Source organism: Amycolatopsis sp. CA-126428, from assembly GCF_002904335.1.
GTDB lineage: Bacteria > Actinomycetota > Actinomycetes > Mycobacteriales > Pseudonocardiaceae > Amycolatopsis.
In genome coordinates, this window is sequence record NZ_PPHF01000053.1 from 18,540 (window position 1) to 33,227 (window position 14,688).

The window sequence follows — 14,688 nt, forward strand, 5'->3', positions numbered from 1 at the left end:
GCTGCACGGACGAGTCGGGAGCGGACACACCAAGTGCCAGAGCTGGTCGTACAACTCACCAGGGTGGGCTTCCTCGTGCTGCTCTGGCTCTTCGTGTTCGCCGCGCTCAGAGTCGTCCGGTCGGACCTCTACGCGGCATCGGGCATGCGCGTCCAGGTCCCGACCTTCGGGCGCAAGAAGGAGAAGAAGCCGCGCAACAGCAAGTCCCCGCAGCAGCTGCTGGTCACCCACGGCGCACTGGCGGGGACGCGCATCGCGCTGGACGGCCGGCCGATCCTGATCGGCCGGGCCGACGACTCCACGTTGGTGCTCGACGACGACTACGCGTCGACCCGGCACGCGCGGATCGCCCAGCGCGGTGAGGACTGGTACGTGGAAGATCTGGGCTCGACGAACGGGACGTATCTCGACCGGGCTAAGGTCACTGCACCCCTCCGGGTCCCGCTCGGAGTCCCCATCCGGATCGGCAAGACGGTGATCGAGCTTCGCCCATGACTCTCGTCCTCCGCTACGCAGCCCGCAGCGACCGGGGCCTGGTGCGTTCGAGCAACCAGGACTCCGTGTACGCCGGCCCTCGCCTGCTCGCGCTCGCCGACGGCATGGGTGGGCACGCGGCGGGTGAAGTCGCCAGCAAGGTCGTCATCGCCTCCCTCGCCCCCCTCGACGACGACGAACCCCGTGACGACCTGCTCGCCCAGCTGCGCGAAGCGGTGGCGAACGGCAACGCCGCGATCGCCGAGCTCGTCTCGCAGGACCCCGACCTCGACGGCATGGGCACCACGCTCACCGCCGTCCTGTTCGCCGGCACCCGGCTGGGGCTGGTCCACGTCGGCGACTCGCGCGCCTACCTCCTGCGCGGCGGTCAGTTCGCGCAGATCACGCGGGACGACAGCTTCGTCAACGAACTCTTGGAACAGGGCCGGATCACGCCCGAAGAGGCGGCGGTGCACCCGCAGCGGTCACTGCTGCTCAAGGCGCTCACCGGCCACGAGGTCGAGCCGAGCCTGACCGTGCGCGAGGCCCGCTCCGGCGACCGTTACCTGATCTGCTCCGACGGCCTGTCCGGCATGGTCAGCGACGAGACGCTGGCCGAGGCCGTGCAGATCCCGGACCCGCAGCAGTGCGCGGACCGGATGATCGAGCTGGCGCTCAAGGGCGGCGGCACCGACAACGTCACGGTGATCATCGCCGACGTCGTCGACGTCGACTTCGGCGAGGACGCGCCCATCGTGGGCGGCGCCGCCGGGGACGGCAGCGACGAGCTGCACCAGGGCGACTCGCCCGCGGCCCGGGCCAGGGCGCTGACCCAGCCGCCGCCACAGCAGCGCCCGGACCTGCCGCAGCCCCAGGTGGACCCGAAGGCCAAGCGCCGGAAGCGGTTCCGCTGGCTGGCCGGAGCGCTCGTGGTCCTCGTGGTCCTCGCCGCGGCCGCCATCGCCACCCGCTACTTCGTGCTGAGTCAGTACTATGTCGGCGAGGGAGCGGACGGGGAGGTCGTGATCTACCGCGGCGTCCCCGGCAGCATTCTCGGCATCGACCTGCACGCCTACGAGCAAGGGTCCTGCCCGCCGAGCCAGGTGTGCACGGACAAGCTGCGCGTCACCCAGCTCCAGGAAGACGCGCGGCTGGCGGTGCAGAACGGCGTCAAGAAAGACAACCTCGACGAAGCGCGGAAGTACATCGACGACTTCCTGCAGCTGCGCAAGCGCCTGAACAACTGCGCGCCGGCGGGCGGCCAGCCGTCCACGACGCCAACCCCTTCGGTCACGCCGACGACGACTCCGTCGGCTCCGGCCGGCTCTACTGCTCCGTCGTCGGCGAACCAGCCAGCGGGGAGGGACTGCTCGACGCCGAGTTCGACGGCACCGACGACGGGAGGCGGTAACTGATGAGCCAGCCCGCCGCGCGCGCCGCCGAACCCCTCGCCGCGCAGTTCCAGACGAACCCGCCGCGCGAGGTCCCGACCCGCCGCAACACCGAACTGGTGCTGCTGGGGTTCGCGACGTTCATCGTCACCGTCGCGCTCGTCCTGGTGGAAGCGAACCAGGAGCAGGAACTCACCACGTCGATCATCTGGCTCGGCCTGGCCTACCTCGGCGTGCTGACCGGCGCGCACCTGGCCGTCCGCAAGTGGGCGCCGTACGCCGATCCCGTGCTGCTCCCCTGCGTCGCGCTGCTGAACGGCATCGGGCTGGTGATGATCCACCGGATCGACCTGGCCCTGGCCGAACGCGCCACGCAGCAGGGCAAGGACTACACGCCGGCCGTCACCGCGCAGGTGCTGTTCACGGTGATCTCGCTGGTGTTCTTCGTCGTGGTGCTGATCGTGGTGAACGACCACCGCACGCTGACCCGCTACGGCTACACCGCGGGCCTGATCGGCATCGTCGCACTGGCGCTGCCCGCGCTGCTGCCGTCGAGCCTGTCCGAGGTCAACGGCGCCAAGGTGTGGCTGAAGCTGCCGTTCTTCTCGATCCAGCCGGGCGAGTTCGCCAAGATCCTGCTGATGATCTTCTTCGCCTCGTTCCTGGTGTCGAAGCGGGACCTGTTCATGGTGGCGGGCAAGAAGCTCGTCGGGGTCGAGCTGCCGCGCGCCCGCGACCTCGGCCCGATCTTGATCGCCGCGTTCGTCTGCATCGGCGTCCTGGTGTTCGAAAAGGACCTCGGCACGTCGCTGCTGTTCTTCAGCGTCATCCTGGTGATGCTGTACGTCGCGACCGAGCGGGCCATCTGGGTCGTCCTGGGCCTCAGCTTCTTCGCCGTCGGCTGCGTGATCGCGTACAACCTCTTCACGCACGTCCAGCAGCGCGTGGCGAACTGGCTGGACCCGCTGGCCACCTACGACCAGGCCGGCGGCGGCTACCAGCTCGCGCAGGGCCTGTTCGGGCTCGGCACCGGCGGCGTCGGCGGCACCGGGCTCGGCGCCGGGCGGCCGGACATGGTGCCCGAGGCCAACACCGACTTCATCACCGCGTCGATCGGCGAGGAGCTCGGCTTCATCGGGCTGGCCGCGGTGCTGATGCTGTACTTGATGGTCGCCATGCGCGGCATGCGCAGCGCGCTCGCCGTGCGCGACACGTTCGGCAAGCTGCTCGGCGGCGGGCTCGCGTTCACCATGGTCATGCAGATCTTCGTCGTCGTCGGCGGAGTCACGAAACTCATCCCGGAGACCGGTATCACCGCCCCGTTCCTGTCCAAGGGTGGTTCGTCGCTGCTCGCGAACTACATCCTGGTCGCGCTGCTGCTCCGCATCTCCGACGCGGCCCGCAAGCCGGCCTCGCGCCCGAAGCCGCAGCAGCAGCCGCAGGCCCCGATCGCGGAGGCGCACACCGTGCTCGTGCAGCGCCCGCCGGCGGACGGGGGTGCGCAGGCGTGAACACCCCGCTCCGCAAGGTCGGCATGGCGATGCTCGTCATGGTCGTCCTGCTGCTCGCCAACGCCACGTACATCCAGGTGGTGAAGGCCGACGACTACCGCACCGACTCGCGCAACGCCCGGGTGCTCTACGACGAGTTCGCCCGCCAGCGCGGCAAGATCGTGTCGCAGGCCAACGGCGAGGTGCTGGCCGGCATCGACCCGTCGAACGACAAGTACAAGTACAAGCGGACCTACGCCGACGGCCCGATGTACGCGCCGGTCACCGGCTACTACTCGATCAACTACGGCGCCGGCGGCCTGGAGCGCGCCGAGGACGACGTCCTCAACGGCTCCGACCCGCGGCTGTTCGTGCGCCGGCTGTCGGACATGGTCACCGGCCGCGACCCGAGCGGCGGCAACGTCCGGCTGACCATCGACCCGGCCGTGCAGAAGGCCGCGTACGACCTGATGTCGCAGAAGAACTACACCGGTGCCGTCGTCGCGATGGAGCCGAGCACCGGGCGGATCCTGGCGATGGTCTCGACGCCGTCGTACGACCCGAACCAGCTCGCTTCGCACACGTCGAAGGCGCAGTCCGACGCCTGGAACGCGAACAACAAGGACCCGAAGAAGCCCATGCTGAACCGGGCGATCTCCGAGACCTACCCGCCGGGTTCGACGATGAAGCTCGTCACCGCGGCGGCCGTGCTCGAAGACGGCAAGGGCCCGGACACCCCGGTCAGCCAGGAGCCGAACACCAAGCTCCCCGGCACGAACACCACGCTGGAGAACTACGGCGGCGAAACCTGCCCGGGCAACACGTTCAAGGACGCGCTCGCGCACTCCTGCAACGTGCCGTTCGCGGAGTTCGCCGGCCAGCTCGGCCCGGACAAGATGAAGAAGACGGCCGCGAACTTCGGCATCGGGCAGACCGACCTGACCGTGCCGATGAAGGTCGCGCCGTCGACGGTCGGCCCGCTCGACTCGCAGGGCGCGCTCTACCAGAGCGGGATCGGCCAGCGCGACGTCCGGCTGACCCCGCTGCAGGACTGCCTTCTCGCGGCCACCGTGGCCAACGGCGGGATGGCGATGAAGCCGCAGCTGGTGCAGTCGGTGCTGGCTCCCGACCTGTCGACGATCGAGGACTACAGTCCCACCGAGCTCACCGGCACCGCGGCGCTGTCATCGTCGAACGCCGCGATCCTCAAGGACATGATGATCGCTTCCGAGGGCTTCACCAAGGGTGGCGGAAAGCGCGCGGACATCAAGATCGCGTCGAAGACCGGCACCGCCGAGCACGGCACGGACTCCAAGAACACCGCCCCACACGCCTGGTACACCGCCTTCGCCCCGGCCGACAGCCCGCAGATCGCGGTCGCGGTGATCGTCGAGGACGGCGGCAACCGCGGCCTCGCGGCCACCGGCGGCACGGTCGCGGCGGAAATCGGCCGTGCGGCGATCAACGCGAAGCTCGGGGGTGGATAGCGCATGCTGTCCTCCGGTCAGCTGCTGGCCGACCGCTACAAGCTGACGAGCCGGATCGCCGTCGGCGGGATGGGCGAGGTCTGGCAGGCCAGCGACACCCGGCTCGACCGGACCGTGGCCGTCAAGATCCTCAAGGCCGAACTCTCCGGCGACGCCGAGTTCCTCCACCGCTTCCGCACCGAAGCGCGGATGACGGCGTCCCTGAACCACCCCGGGATCGCCGCGGTGCACGACTACGGCGAGACCATCTTCGACGGCGACCTGCCGATCGCGTACCTGGTGATGGAGCTCGTCGACGGTGACCCGCTGGCCGGGTTGCTGGCCAAGCACGGGCGGCTGTCGGCGGAGTTCACCCTCGACATGCTCGAGCAGGCGGGCAACGCGCTGCAGGCCGCGCACTCCCACGGCCTGGTCCACCGCGACGTCAAGCCGGGCAACATCCTGGTGACGTCGGCCGGGCAGGTGAAGATAACCGACTTCGGCGTGGCGAAGGCGGCCGACGCGGCCCCGGTCACGCGGTCCGGCATGGTCATGGGCACCGCGCACTACATCGCCCCGGAGCAGGCGCTCGGGCAGCCGGCCGAGCCGGCGTCCGACGTCTACTCGCTGGCGGTGTGCGGCTACGAATGCCTCGCGGGGCACCGGCCGTTCCTGTCGGAGAACGCCGTGACGGTCGCGATGATGCACATCCGCGACATGCCGCCGCCGCTGCCGCCGGACGTGCCGCCCGCGGCGCGCGCGGTGATCGAGGCGACCCTGATCAAGGACCCGCGGCAGCGCTACAACGACGGCGGCGAGTTCGCGGCCGCGGTCTCCGCGGTCCGCGCCGGGCTGCCGCTGCCCACGCCGTCCGGACTGGTGAACGCCACGTACGCGACCGGGCAGCAGCCCCAGCAACCGCCACCGCAGCAGATGCCGCCACCGCCGTCGATGCCGGTGCCGATACCCCCGCAGCAGCTTCCGCCGCAGCAGCAGATGCCGGGTGGCCCGCCGTCACCCGCGATGAACCCGATGATCGCCATCGGCCCGCCGTCCCGGCCGGCCCCGCGGCAGGTCATGCTGCCGGCCCCCCGGCGGAAGACGCAGTGGGGCTGGTGGGCGCTTCTCGCCGCGATCCTGCTCGTTGTCCTGGTCGCGGGCATCGTGCTGGTGGCGAAGATGCTGGGCGGCGGCAACGGCTCGCCGCCGCAGAACGGCCAGCCGCAGAGCCAGGTGGTCCCGGGCAGACAGGTGCCCGCGGAGCAGTCCTCGAGCGGCTACCCGGCGGACAGTCCCGGCACGACGACCGACGATGGCCGGCAAGGCATCATGACCACACCTTGGACGGAATGGAACGGCATCCAGAGATGAGCACACCCAGACTGCTCTCCAACCGGTACGAGCTGGGCGAAACGCTCGGCTACGGAGGCATGTCCGAGGTCCACCACGGCCACGACGTGCGTCTCGGCCGGGAAGTCGCGATCAAGATCCTCCGTGCCGACCTCGCCAGGGACCCGCAGTTCCTGGAGCGCTTCCGCCGTGAAGCGCAGAACGCCGCCGCGCTGAACCACCCGGCGATCGTCGCGGTCTACGACACCGGTGAGGCGAACGCCGAGTTCGGGCCGCTGCCGTACATCGTCATGGAGTACGTCGAAGGCCGGACGCTGCGCGACATCGTCAAGACCGAAGGCCCGATGTCGCAGAAGCGGGCGATGGAGGTCATGGCCGACGTCTGCGCGGCACTGGACTTCTCGCACCGCCACGGCATCGTGCACCGCGACGTCAAGCCGGCCAACGTGATGATCACGAAGAACGGCGCGGTCAAGGTGATGGACTTCGGCATCGCGCGCGCGATGCACGACGGCCAGTCCGCCATGACCCAGACGGCCGCCGTGATCGGCACGGCGCAGTACCTTTCGCCGGAGCAGGCCCGCGGCGAGTCCGTCGACGCGCGCTCCGACGTCTACGCCGCCGGGTGCGTGCTGTACGAGCTGATCACCGGCGAGCCGCCGTTCACCGGGGACTCCCCGGTCGCGGTCGCCTACCAGCACGTCCGGGAAGACCCCAATGCGCCGTCGGCGGTGAACCCGGCGGTGGCGCCGGAGCTGGACGCCGTCGTGCTGAAGGCGCTGGCCAAGGGTCCGGCGAACCGCTACCAGTCGGCGGCGGAGATGCGCTCGGACCTGGTGCGCACGCTCTCGGGCCAGCGCCCGGTGGCGCCGATGGTGATGTCCGAAGACGAGCGCACCCAGGTGATGAACGCCGACCGGCGGCAGCCGCAGCGCTACGACGAGTACAGCGAGCCGGACGACGAGGACCCGAAGGCCAAGCGACGCCGTCGCGCGATCCTGGCCGCGGTGGCCGCGGTGTTCGTCCTGGGCGCGGTGCTGCTGATCATGTGGCTGTCGAACGCGTTCAAGAGCAACGACGCGAGCACCGTGGCGATCCCCAACGTGGTGCACCAGACCGTCCCGCAGGCGCGGGAGATGCTGAGCAGCAGCGGGTTCAACGGCAAGGTCGACCAGAAGCAGGTGACCTGCGGGGTGCAGCCGACCGACGGCAGCCCGTCGTGCACCCAGGACGACGTCAACCGGGTGATCAAGGTCGATCCGGCGGTGGGGGTTTCGGTCGCGCCCAACACGACGATCACCCTGTACGTCGGCGTCGCGCCGGGCAAGTCGAACGTCCCCGACCTCAAGGGCAAGTCGCGTGACCTGGCCGAGCAGGCGCTCAGCGACGCGAAGCTGACCCTCGACGCGAACGTCCAGGAGACCGAGGTCAGCGACCCGAACCAGGCCGGTCTGGTGCAGACGCAGACCCCGGCCGCCGGCACCGCGGTCGACCAGGGCTCCAGCGTGAAGATCACGATCGGCAAGTCGAAGCAGCTCAAGACGGTCACCGACTTCACCAACCAGTCGTACGCGAAGGCCAAGTCGTCGCTGGAGAGCCAGGGCTTCACGACGAAGCGGGTCGACCAGGCCTCGGAGACGGTACCGAAGGACACGGTCATCACCCAGAACCCGAACGGCGGGCAGCTCGCGGTGGGCAGCCAGATCGTGCTGACCGTGTCGACCGGTCCGGACAGCTCGAGCCAGATCCAGATGCCGCTGCTGGCCGGGATGACTGTCGACCAGGCGCAGGACAAGCTGTCGAGCATGGGCTGGACCGGCAAGTTCAACCAGAAGTCCGACAAGAACAGCAACGCGCCCGAGGGCACGATCACGGGTCAGAACCCGTCGTCCGGCACGATGATCAACCGGGATCAGAACGTCACGATCAACGTGTCGGAAGGCAACGGCTTCCCGTCCATCTCCTTCCCCACACCGACGAAAACCTCCAACTAGCGAGCAACGAGAAAGGCCCGCACGGTTCGCCGTGCGGGCCTTTTCCGTCGGTCAGGAGGGTCAGGACTGGTCGAGGAACCCTTGCACGGCACCGAGAACCTGAGCGGCGTCGCTCGCGGCACCGAAATCGAGTTCGAGTTCCTCGGCGGCGCCCGAGCGTTTGACCTTCAGCGAGACGCGGGTTTCCCGGAACCGGCCCAGCCACGCGAAGAGCGAGCGGCAGAAGACGTCGGCGGAGGTGCTCGAAACGCCGACCACGACGGCGTCGAAGACCTGGACGCGGCCACGGAGTTCATCTTCGCCGCGCAGCCAGTCGGCGAGTTCCGGAAGCTCGCCGCCGGAGTTCGGCACGGTGATCGCGACGATCCCAGCCGTCACCCGATCTCCCTTCGCCCAGAACCGGAGAGGCCCCGAACCTTAGTCGGCCGCGCGGTCCCACTGGAAGCCCGGGAAGGAAATCGAATTCTGCAATTTGCCGTCAGGACCGGCGGCTCACGAGCGCTGAAACGGCGAAGTAGCTGACGGCCAGCATCGCCACCGCCGTCACCAGCGCCAAGACCAGCGGGCCGCCGACCGGCTCGTCGTCGGTCAGGGCGTGCAGCAGCGGGTGGACCAGGGGGATCTTCGCCAGCAGGACGACGACGAGCGTGATCACCGCGGCGAGCACCGTCCAGCCGATGCGGTGGACCAGCAGGCGCGAGCACGGGAGCGCGATGGCGATGCCCAGCACCGCGCACGCGAGGTGCGCGAGCAGCCCGATGCCGAGCGCGGACGGCTGGACCTTGAACGACTTGAGCGCCGACCACGCCTCGGTGATCGCGGTGAGGACCAGCGAACAGGCCAGCACGGTGAAGATCGCGCCGGTGATCATGCGGCGCCACCGGCGCGCGTGGCTCAAGGTCACCAGGCGCTGCACCGGGTCTTCGATGTCGAGCAGCGCGATCGTCAGCCAGCACGAGACGACCAGCAACCCGCCGGCGCTGACGCCGAACAGCGGCAACGGCGGCGAATGCGGGTCGGCGTAGAGGATCACGCACAGCGCGAGGTAGGTCAGCAGCGCCGGCAGGTACCGCTGCGAATGGCCGAGCAGGGCCAGGTAGTACCGCGTCAGGGCGAGCACGGCGCCACCTCCCGCACCGACCAGCCGTCTTCGAGCGCCCGCAACAGCACCGCGTCGACGCGGGCGACCTCGACCGTCAACACCACCTGCGGGCCTTCGGTGACGGCGTGCCGCACGCCGGGCTCGTCCGCCCAGCCGGTGCCGTCGCCGCGCAGGACGATCCGTGTGGTCGGCTCGGCGGTTTCCGCCGTGAGCCGTCCGGAATCCATGAGGTGGACGACGTCGGCGTGGTCGTGCACCACCTGCGGCCGGTGGTCGGTGAACACGACGCTCGCGCCCCGTGCCCGCGTCTCGGCGACGAGCTCGCCGAGGACGGCGTGCGTCCCGACGTCCAGCCCGGACCACGGCTCGTCGAGGATCAGCAGGTCGGGCCGGACCATCACCGCTTGCGCGAGCCCGACTTTCTGCGCGTTGCCCTTGGACAGGGTGCGCAGCGGCGCCGTCGGGCCGCCGACGAGGGCGAGCCGTTCGAGCAGCGGATCGATCACCGAGAGGTCGGCGAGCCCGTGGATGCGCGCCATGTGCCGCAGGTAGGCGCGGGCGCCCATGCGCTGGCCGGCCGGGAAGCGGTCCGGCAGGTAGCCGATCCGCGGGGTGCCGGTGAGCGACCCGGTGGTCGCGTGCGAGACGCCGGCCATGATCCGCAGCAGCGTCGACTTCCCGGAGCCGTTGCTGCCGAGGATGCCGACGACGCGCCCGGGCTCGACGGTCAGGTCGACGTCGCGCAGGACGAAGTCACCGCGCCCGTACCGCTTGCCGACCCCCTCGAGCCGGATCACGCAACAGCGGCCTTCTGAAGCGCCTTGGTCGCGCGCTCGAGCTCGTTCACCCGGGCCGGCTCGACGGGGTGCCCCGCGGCGGCCAGCCAGTTCGCGAGCATCCGGTGGCCGCCCTCGGTGAGCACGGACTCCGGGTGGAACTGGACACCTTCGAGGGGCAGCTCGCGGTGGCGCATGCCCATCACGATGCCGGACTCGGTCCGCCCGGTGACCTCGAAGACGGCGTCCGGAATCGTGTCCGGCACCACAGTCAGGGAGTGGTACCGGGTGGCCGTGAACTCCTCGGGCAGGTCCTTGAGGATGCCTTCGCCGGTGTGGCGCACCCGGCTCGTCTTGCCGTGGAGCAGCTCGGGCGCGCGGTCGACGGTCGCGCCGTAGACCACGCCGAGCGCCTGGTGACCGAGGCAGACGCCGAGCATCGGGGTGCGCGTCTCGGCGCACTTGCGGATGACGTCCATGCTCTGACCGGCGCGTTCGGGGGTGCCGGGACCCGGCGAGACGAGCACGGCGTCGAACTCGGGCACGCGGTCGAGGTCCACGACGTCGTTGCGCCAGACCGTGCAGTCGGCGCCGAGCTGGGCCAGGTACTGGACCAGGTTGTAGACGAAGCTGTCGTAGTTGTCGACGACGAGAACGCGCATGGCGCCGAGCTTACCGGCTCCCACCTGGTGGACCGTACGCCAAATCACATTTTAGGTTAGGTGATCCTAACTTACCGTGGAGGGGGTGAGCCGATCTCTTCGTGTAGCCGTGGTGGGTGCCGGTCCCGCCGGGATCTACGCCGCCGACATCCTGGACAAGTCCGACGCCGACGTCTCCATCGACCTGTTCGAGCGGATGCCCGCGCCCTTCGGGCTGATCCGGTACGGCGTCGCACCCGATCACCCGCGCATCAAGGGGCATCGTGACGGCGCTGGAGAAGGTGCTCTCGAAGCCGAACGTCCGGCTGCTGGGCAACATCGACTACGGCACCGACATCAAGCTCGACGAACTGCGCGAGTTCTACGACGCGGTGATCTTCTCCACCGGCGCGTCCGCCGACCGCGCGCTGGACATCCCGGGCATCGACCTGGACGGCAGCTACGGCGCCGCCGACTTCGTCTCCTGGTACGACGGCCACCCGGACGTCCCGCGCACCTGGCCGCTGACCGCTTCCTCGGTCGCCGTCCTCGGCGTCGGGAACGTCGCCCTGGACGTGGCGCGGGTGCTGGCGAAGACGGCCGACGAACTGCTGGCCACCGACATCCCGGACAACGTCTACCAGGGGCTCAAGGCCAGCCCGGTGACGGACGTGCACGTGTTCGGCCGCCGCGGCCCGGCGCAGGCGAAGTTCACGCCGCTGGAGCTGCGGGAGCTGGACCACTCGCCGAACGTCGAGGTCATCGTGTACCCCGAGGACATCGAGTTCGACGAAGGCAGCATCGCCGCGCTGCGGGCGTCGAAGCAGATCGACATGGTCGTGAAGACGCTGCAGGAGTGGGCGATCCGCGAGCCGGGCACCCGCCCGCGGCGGCTGCACCTGCACTTCTTCCACTCGCCGGCCGAAATCGTCGGCGAGGACGGCCGCGTCACCGGCCTGCGCACCGAGCGGACCGAGCTGACCGGCGACGGGAACGTCCGCGGCACCGGCGAATTCCACGAGTGGGACGTCCAGGCGGTGTACCGCGCGGTCGGCTACCTGTCGTCGCACCTGCCGGAGCTCCCGTTCGACCACGTCGCGGGCGTGGTGCCGAACCAGGCCGGGCGTGTGCTGGACCTGGACGAGAACCAGCTGCCGGGCGTGTACGTCACGGGCTGGATCAAGCGCGGCCCGATCGGCCTGATCGGCCACACGAAGGGCGACGCGGCGGAGACGATCGCGAGCCTCCTGGCGGACGCGGACACGCTGGCGGCACCGAGGTTCGCGTCCCCCGACGCGATCCTCGACTTCCTCGAAGCACGCGGAATCCCGTTCACGAACTGGGACGGCTGGGGCCGCCTGGACGCCCACGAGAAGTCGCTGGGCTCGGCGGCGGGCCGGGACCGCATCAAGGTCGTCGAGCGCGAGGAGATGACCCGAGTCTCGCGCGGCTAAGGCTCGTGAGTGGTAACGCGGGTTCTAACCCGCGTTACCACTCACGACCGGCCGAGGTAGGCGAGGACCGCCATCACCCGGCGGTTGGTGTCGTCCGACGCCGTGATGTCGAGCTTGGCGAAGATGTTCGCGGTGTGCTTGCCGACCGCGCCCTCGCTGAAGTGCAGCTTCGCGGCGATTGCGGCGTTCGAACAGCCTTCCGCCATCAGCGAAAGGACCTCACGCTCCCGCTGCGTCAGGGCGGCCAAGGGGTCGGAGGCGTGGCCCGCCACCAGTTTCGCGATGACCTCGGGGTCCATCACCGTGCCACCGGCGGCGACCCGGCGGACGGCGTCGATGAACTGCTCGGCGTTGAAGACCCGGTCCTTCAGCAGGTAACCGATCGCGCCGGTGCCGTCGGCCAGCAGCTCGCGCGCGTACAGCTGCTCGACGTGCTGCGAGAGCACGAGGATCGGCAGCCCGGGGACCTCCCGGCGAGCGGCCAGCGCGGCCTGCAGGCCCTCGTCGGTGTTCGTCGGCGGCATCCGGACGTCCACAATGGACACATCGGGGCGTTCGGCGCGCAGGGCCGCCACGAGTTCCGGGCCGCTGCCGACGGCTGCGACGACGTCGAAGCCGTGTGCGGTCAGGAGGTGTGTCAGGCCGTCTCGGAGGAGGTACTGGTCCTCGGCGACGAGGGTTCGAGGTCGAGCTGACACGGGATCTCCAGGGTCGCCTTCGTCGGGCCGCCGATCGGGCTGGTCAGCGTCAACCTACCGTCGAAGGCGCCCAGCCGGCGCTCGATTCCCCGCAGTCCCGAACCCCGGGCCGGATTCGCCCCGCCCGGCCCCTCGTCGGTGACGACCACCGTCAGGAGACCGTCAGCGAACTCCACCTCGATCGACACCCGTTTCGCGCCGTGCTTCGCCGCGTTGCCCAGCAGTTCCGACACCGCGAAGTACACGCACGCCTCGACCGGCTCCTCGACCCGCCCCGGCAGCGAGCCCGTGACCTCGGACTTCAGCGGGCTGTCCATGGCCAGCGCGCGCACCGCGTCCAGCAGCCCGCGTTCGGACAGCACCGGCGGGTGGATGCCGCGAATCAGCACCCGCAGTTCGGTGAGCGCCTCCGACGACGCCGTCCGCAATTCGGCCGCGAGCCGTTTCGCGGCCGCCGGATCGGTGTCCACCAGCGCCTCGACCGCGCCGAGCTTCATGCCCATCGCGACCAGCCGCGACTGGATGCCGTCGTGCAGGTCGCGCTCGATCCGGCGCAGCTCGGCGGCCTGCGTCACCGTGACGTCGGACCGGGTCTGCTTCAGCCGTTCGACGCGCTGGGCCAGCCGCGTCGCCTCGGTCGGCCCGAACCACACGCGGGCGAAGCGGGCCTGCTGGCGCGCGAGCCACGGCGCCGCGGCCAAGCCGGCGAACACCATCGCCAGCATGACCGGGGTCTGCGCGAGGGCGCCCAGGTGCGTCGACACCGCGGGGAACGGGGACCAGTCGATGCGCGGCGACACGAACGGCCGCCAGATCCAGAGCGCCCCGAGGCCGAGGAGTCCGCGGCTGACCAACGCCATCGTCGGCAGGATCATGACGAACGAAACCAGCGGGACGAGCAGGCTGCCGAGGAGGTCGCGCCAGGTGGCGCGGTCGCGGTAGACCCACCGCGTGCGGGCGTGCTGGACCGGCCAGAACGGCTCCTCGTACAACTGCCTGCCGACCTGGTAGAGCCCGTCGGCGCGGGGCACCGGCAAGCCGGGTGGCGGCAGGTACGGCCGCGCGATCTGCACCCCGGTCCAGTTCCCGATCTCGCGGCGCAACGTGTCCGTGATCGTCCGGTTCGCCAGCACGACCGGGGTGGCCAGCGGCATGAAGAAGATCATCACGACCAGCTGGAAGCTCGCGAAGACCAGCTGCACCACCGAAACCGCGAACAACCCGAGCTGGTGACCCAGCGCTTCGAGGTGCCGGTGCAGCCAGTTCTTGCGCGCCGGCTCGGCGGGCGGACGCGGCCCGACCCACCAGCGCGTCCACCGGCCGTAGCCGCGCAACACCACCGGGCCGCCGAGCAGCACGGCGACCGGCAGCAGCAGCGTGCACAGCGGGTTCACCAGCTGCCACCCGAATTCCCGGCTCGTAGCGGGGTCTTCCATCGCCCAGGTGAGCCGGTGCTGCCAGCTGATCCAGAACGCCCGCTTGTAGAGCTGGTTGCCGTCGCGGTACCAGCCGTCGCGCTCCCGCACGGGCTCCGGTGGCTCGGGCCGGTACGGCGCCTCGATCTCGACGCCGCACCAGCGCCCGGCCAGCACACGCATGCGCGCCGAACGGCCACGGGCCCACAGGAGCGTGGGGCCGAAGAAGAAGACCAGCCCGACGCACAGCAGCGCGAAGGTGAGCAGCTGGATCAGGACGTCCACCCAGCTGAGCAACGCGAACGCGGCCAGCGCGAACGCCCGGCCGATGGCACGCAGGTACGTCATCCCACACCTCCTTCTCCCCCGGATCCTCGCCGACCGGCGCCGGACGCGCACTGCCCCAAGCCCCACGAAGGGGGTGGGCCCAGCCCCAC

General features: G+C 70.1%; 12 protein-coding genes and 1 pseudogene. 7 read left to right on the forward strand and 6 right to left on the reverse strand.

The features are described 5' to 3' along the window. The first annotated feature begins 33 nt into the window (after nt 1-33). The 6 genes from C2L58_RS14795 to pknB are packed head-to-tail and all read left to right on the forward strand — an operon-like array spanning nt 34 to nt 8,165. Nucleotides 34-495, forward strand: a complete 462-nt coding sequence (locus C2L58_RS14795; protein ID WP_003079002.1) for an FHA domain-containing protein FhaB/FipA — start codon at nt 34-36, stop codon at nt 493-495. Continuing rightward, nucleotides 492-1,889 carry a PP2C family protein-serine/threonine phosphatase gene (locus tag C2L58_RS14800; protein ID WP_103338157.1) on the forward strand — a complete coding sequence of 466 codons (1,398 nt, stop codon included), beginning with the start codon at nt 492-494 and terminating at the stop codon, nt 1,887-1,889. Before C2L58_RS14795 ends, C2L58_RS14800 begins: the two co-directional genes overlap by 4 nt. Next, complete coding sequence (locus C2L58_RS14805) at nt 1,889-3,376, forward strand: FtsW/RodA/SpoVE family cell cycle protein (RefSeq protein ID WP_103338158.1); 1,488 nt, start codon at nt 1,889-1,891, stop codon at nt 3,374-3,376. Before C2L58_RS14800 ends, C2L58_RS14805 begins: the two co-directional genes overlap by 1 nt. Beyond that, nucleotides 3,373-4,842 carry a peptidoglycan D,D-transpeptidase FtsI family protein gene (locus C2L58_RS14810; protein ID WP_103338159.1) on the forward strand — a complete coding sequence of 490 codons (1,470 nt, stop codon included), beginning with the start codon at nt 3,373-3,375 and terminating at the stop codon, nt 4,840-4,842. Before C2L58_RS14805 ends, C2L58_RS14810 begins: the two co-directional genes overlap by 4 nt. Before the next feature lie 3 nt (nt 4,843-4,845). Beyond that, nucleotides 4,846-6,192 (forward strand): serine/threonine-protein kinase, encoded by a 1,347-nt coding sequence (locus C2L58_RS14815; RefSeq protein ID WP_103338160.1) that lies wholly within the window; start codon nt 4,846-4,848, stop codon nt 6,190-6,192. Beyond that, entirely contained in the window at nt 6,189-8,165 is a 1,977-nt protein-coding gene (gene pknB, locus C2L58_RS14820; RefSeq protein ID WP_103338161.1) for a Stk1 family PASTA domain-containing Ser/Thr kinase, read from the forward strand. Before C2L58_RS14815 ends, pknB begins: the two co-directional genes overlap by 4 nt. A gap of 60 nt (nt 8,166-8,225) precedes the next feature. On the opposite strand, the gene C2L58_RS14825 is transcribed toward pknB, so the two are convergent. The 4 genes from C2L58_RS14825 to C2L58_RS14840 form a co-directional block, all read right to left on the reverse strand. After that, nucleotides 8,226-8,543 carry an effector-associated constant component EACC1 gene (locus C2L58_RS14825; protein WP_103338162.1) on the reverse strand — a complete coding sequence of 106 codons (318 nt, stop codon included), beginning with the start codon at nt 8,541-8,543 and terminating at the stop codon, nt 8,226-8,228. A gap of 100 nt (nt 8,544-8,643) precedes the next feature. Further along, nucleotides 8,644-9,285 (reverse strand): hypothetical protein, encoded by a 642-nt coding sequence (locus C2L58_RS14830; RefSeq protein WP_103338163.1) that lies wholly within the window; start codon nt 9,283-9,285, stop codon nt 8,644-8,646. Continuing rightward, a complete protein-coding gene (locus tag C2L58_RS14835; protein ID WP_103338164.1) occupies nt 9,273-10,064 on the reverse strand; it encodes an ABC transporter ATP-binding protein in 792 nt (263 codons plus the stop codon). The genes C2L58_RS14830 and C2L58_RS14835 overlap by 13 nt, the downstream gene beginning before the upstream one ends. Continuing rightward, complete coding sequence (locus C2L58_RS14840; RefSeq protein ID WP_103338165.1) at nt 10,061-10,705, reverse strand: aminodeoxychorismate/anthranilate synthase component II; 645 nt, start codon at nt 10,703-10,705, stop codon at nt 10,061-10,063. The genes C2L58_RS14835 and C2L58_RS14840 overlap by 4 nt, the downstream gene beginning before the upstream one ends. A gap of 112 nt (nt 10,706-10,817) precedes the next feature. Here C2L58_RS14840 and C2L58_RS14845 point away from each other — a divergent pair. Further along, nucleotides 10,818-12,138 (forward strand): annotated as a pseudogene (locus tag C2L58_RS14845) (FAD-dependent oxidoreductase). Between the two features lie 41 nt (nt 12,139-12,179). On the opposite strand, the gene C2L58_RS14850 reads toward C2L58_RS14845, so the two are convergent. Beyond that, on the reverse strand, nt 12,180-12,836 hold the full coding sequence (locus C2L58_RS14850) for a response regulator transcription factor (RefSeq protein ID WP_103338166.1): 657 nt from the start codon (nt 12,834-12,836) through the stop codon (nt 12,180-12,182). After that, complete coding sequence (locus C2L58_RS14855) at nt 12,776-14,599, reverse strand: sensor histidine kinase (protein ID WP_103338167.1); 1,824 nt, start codon at nt 14,597-14,599, stop codon at nt 12,776-12,778. Before C2L58_RS14855 ends, C2L58_RS14850 begins: the two co-directional genes overlap by 61 nt. Nucleotides 14,600-14,688: the final 89 nt, after the last annotated feature.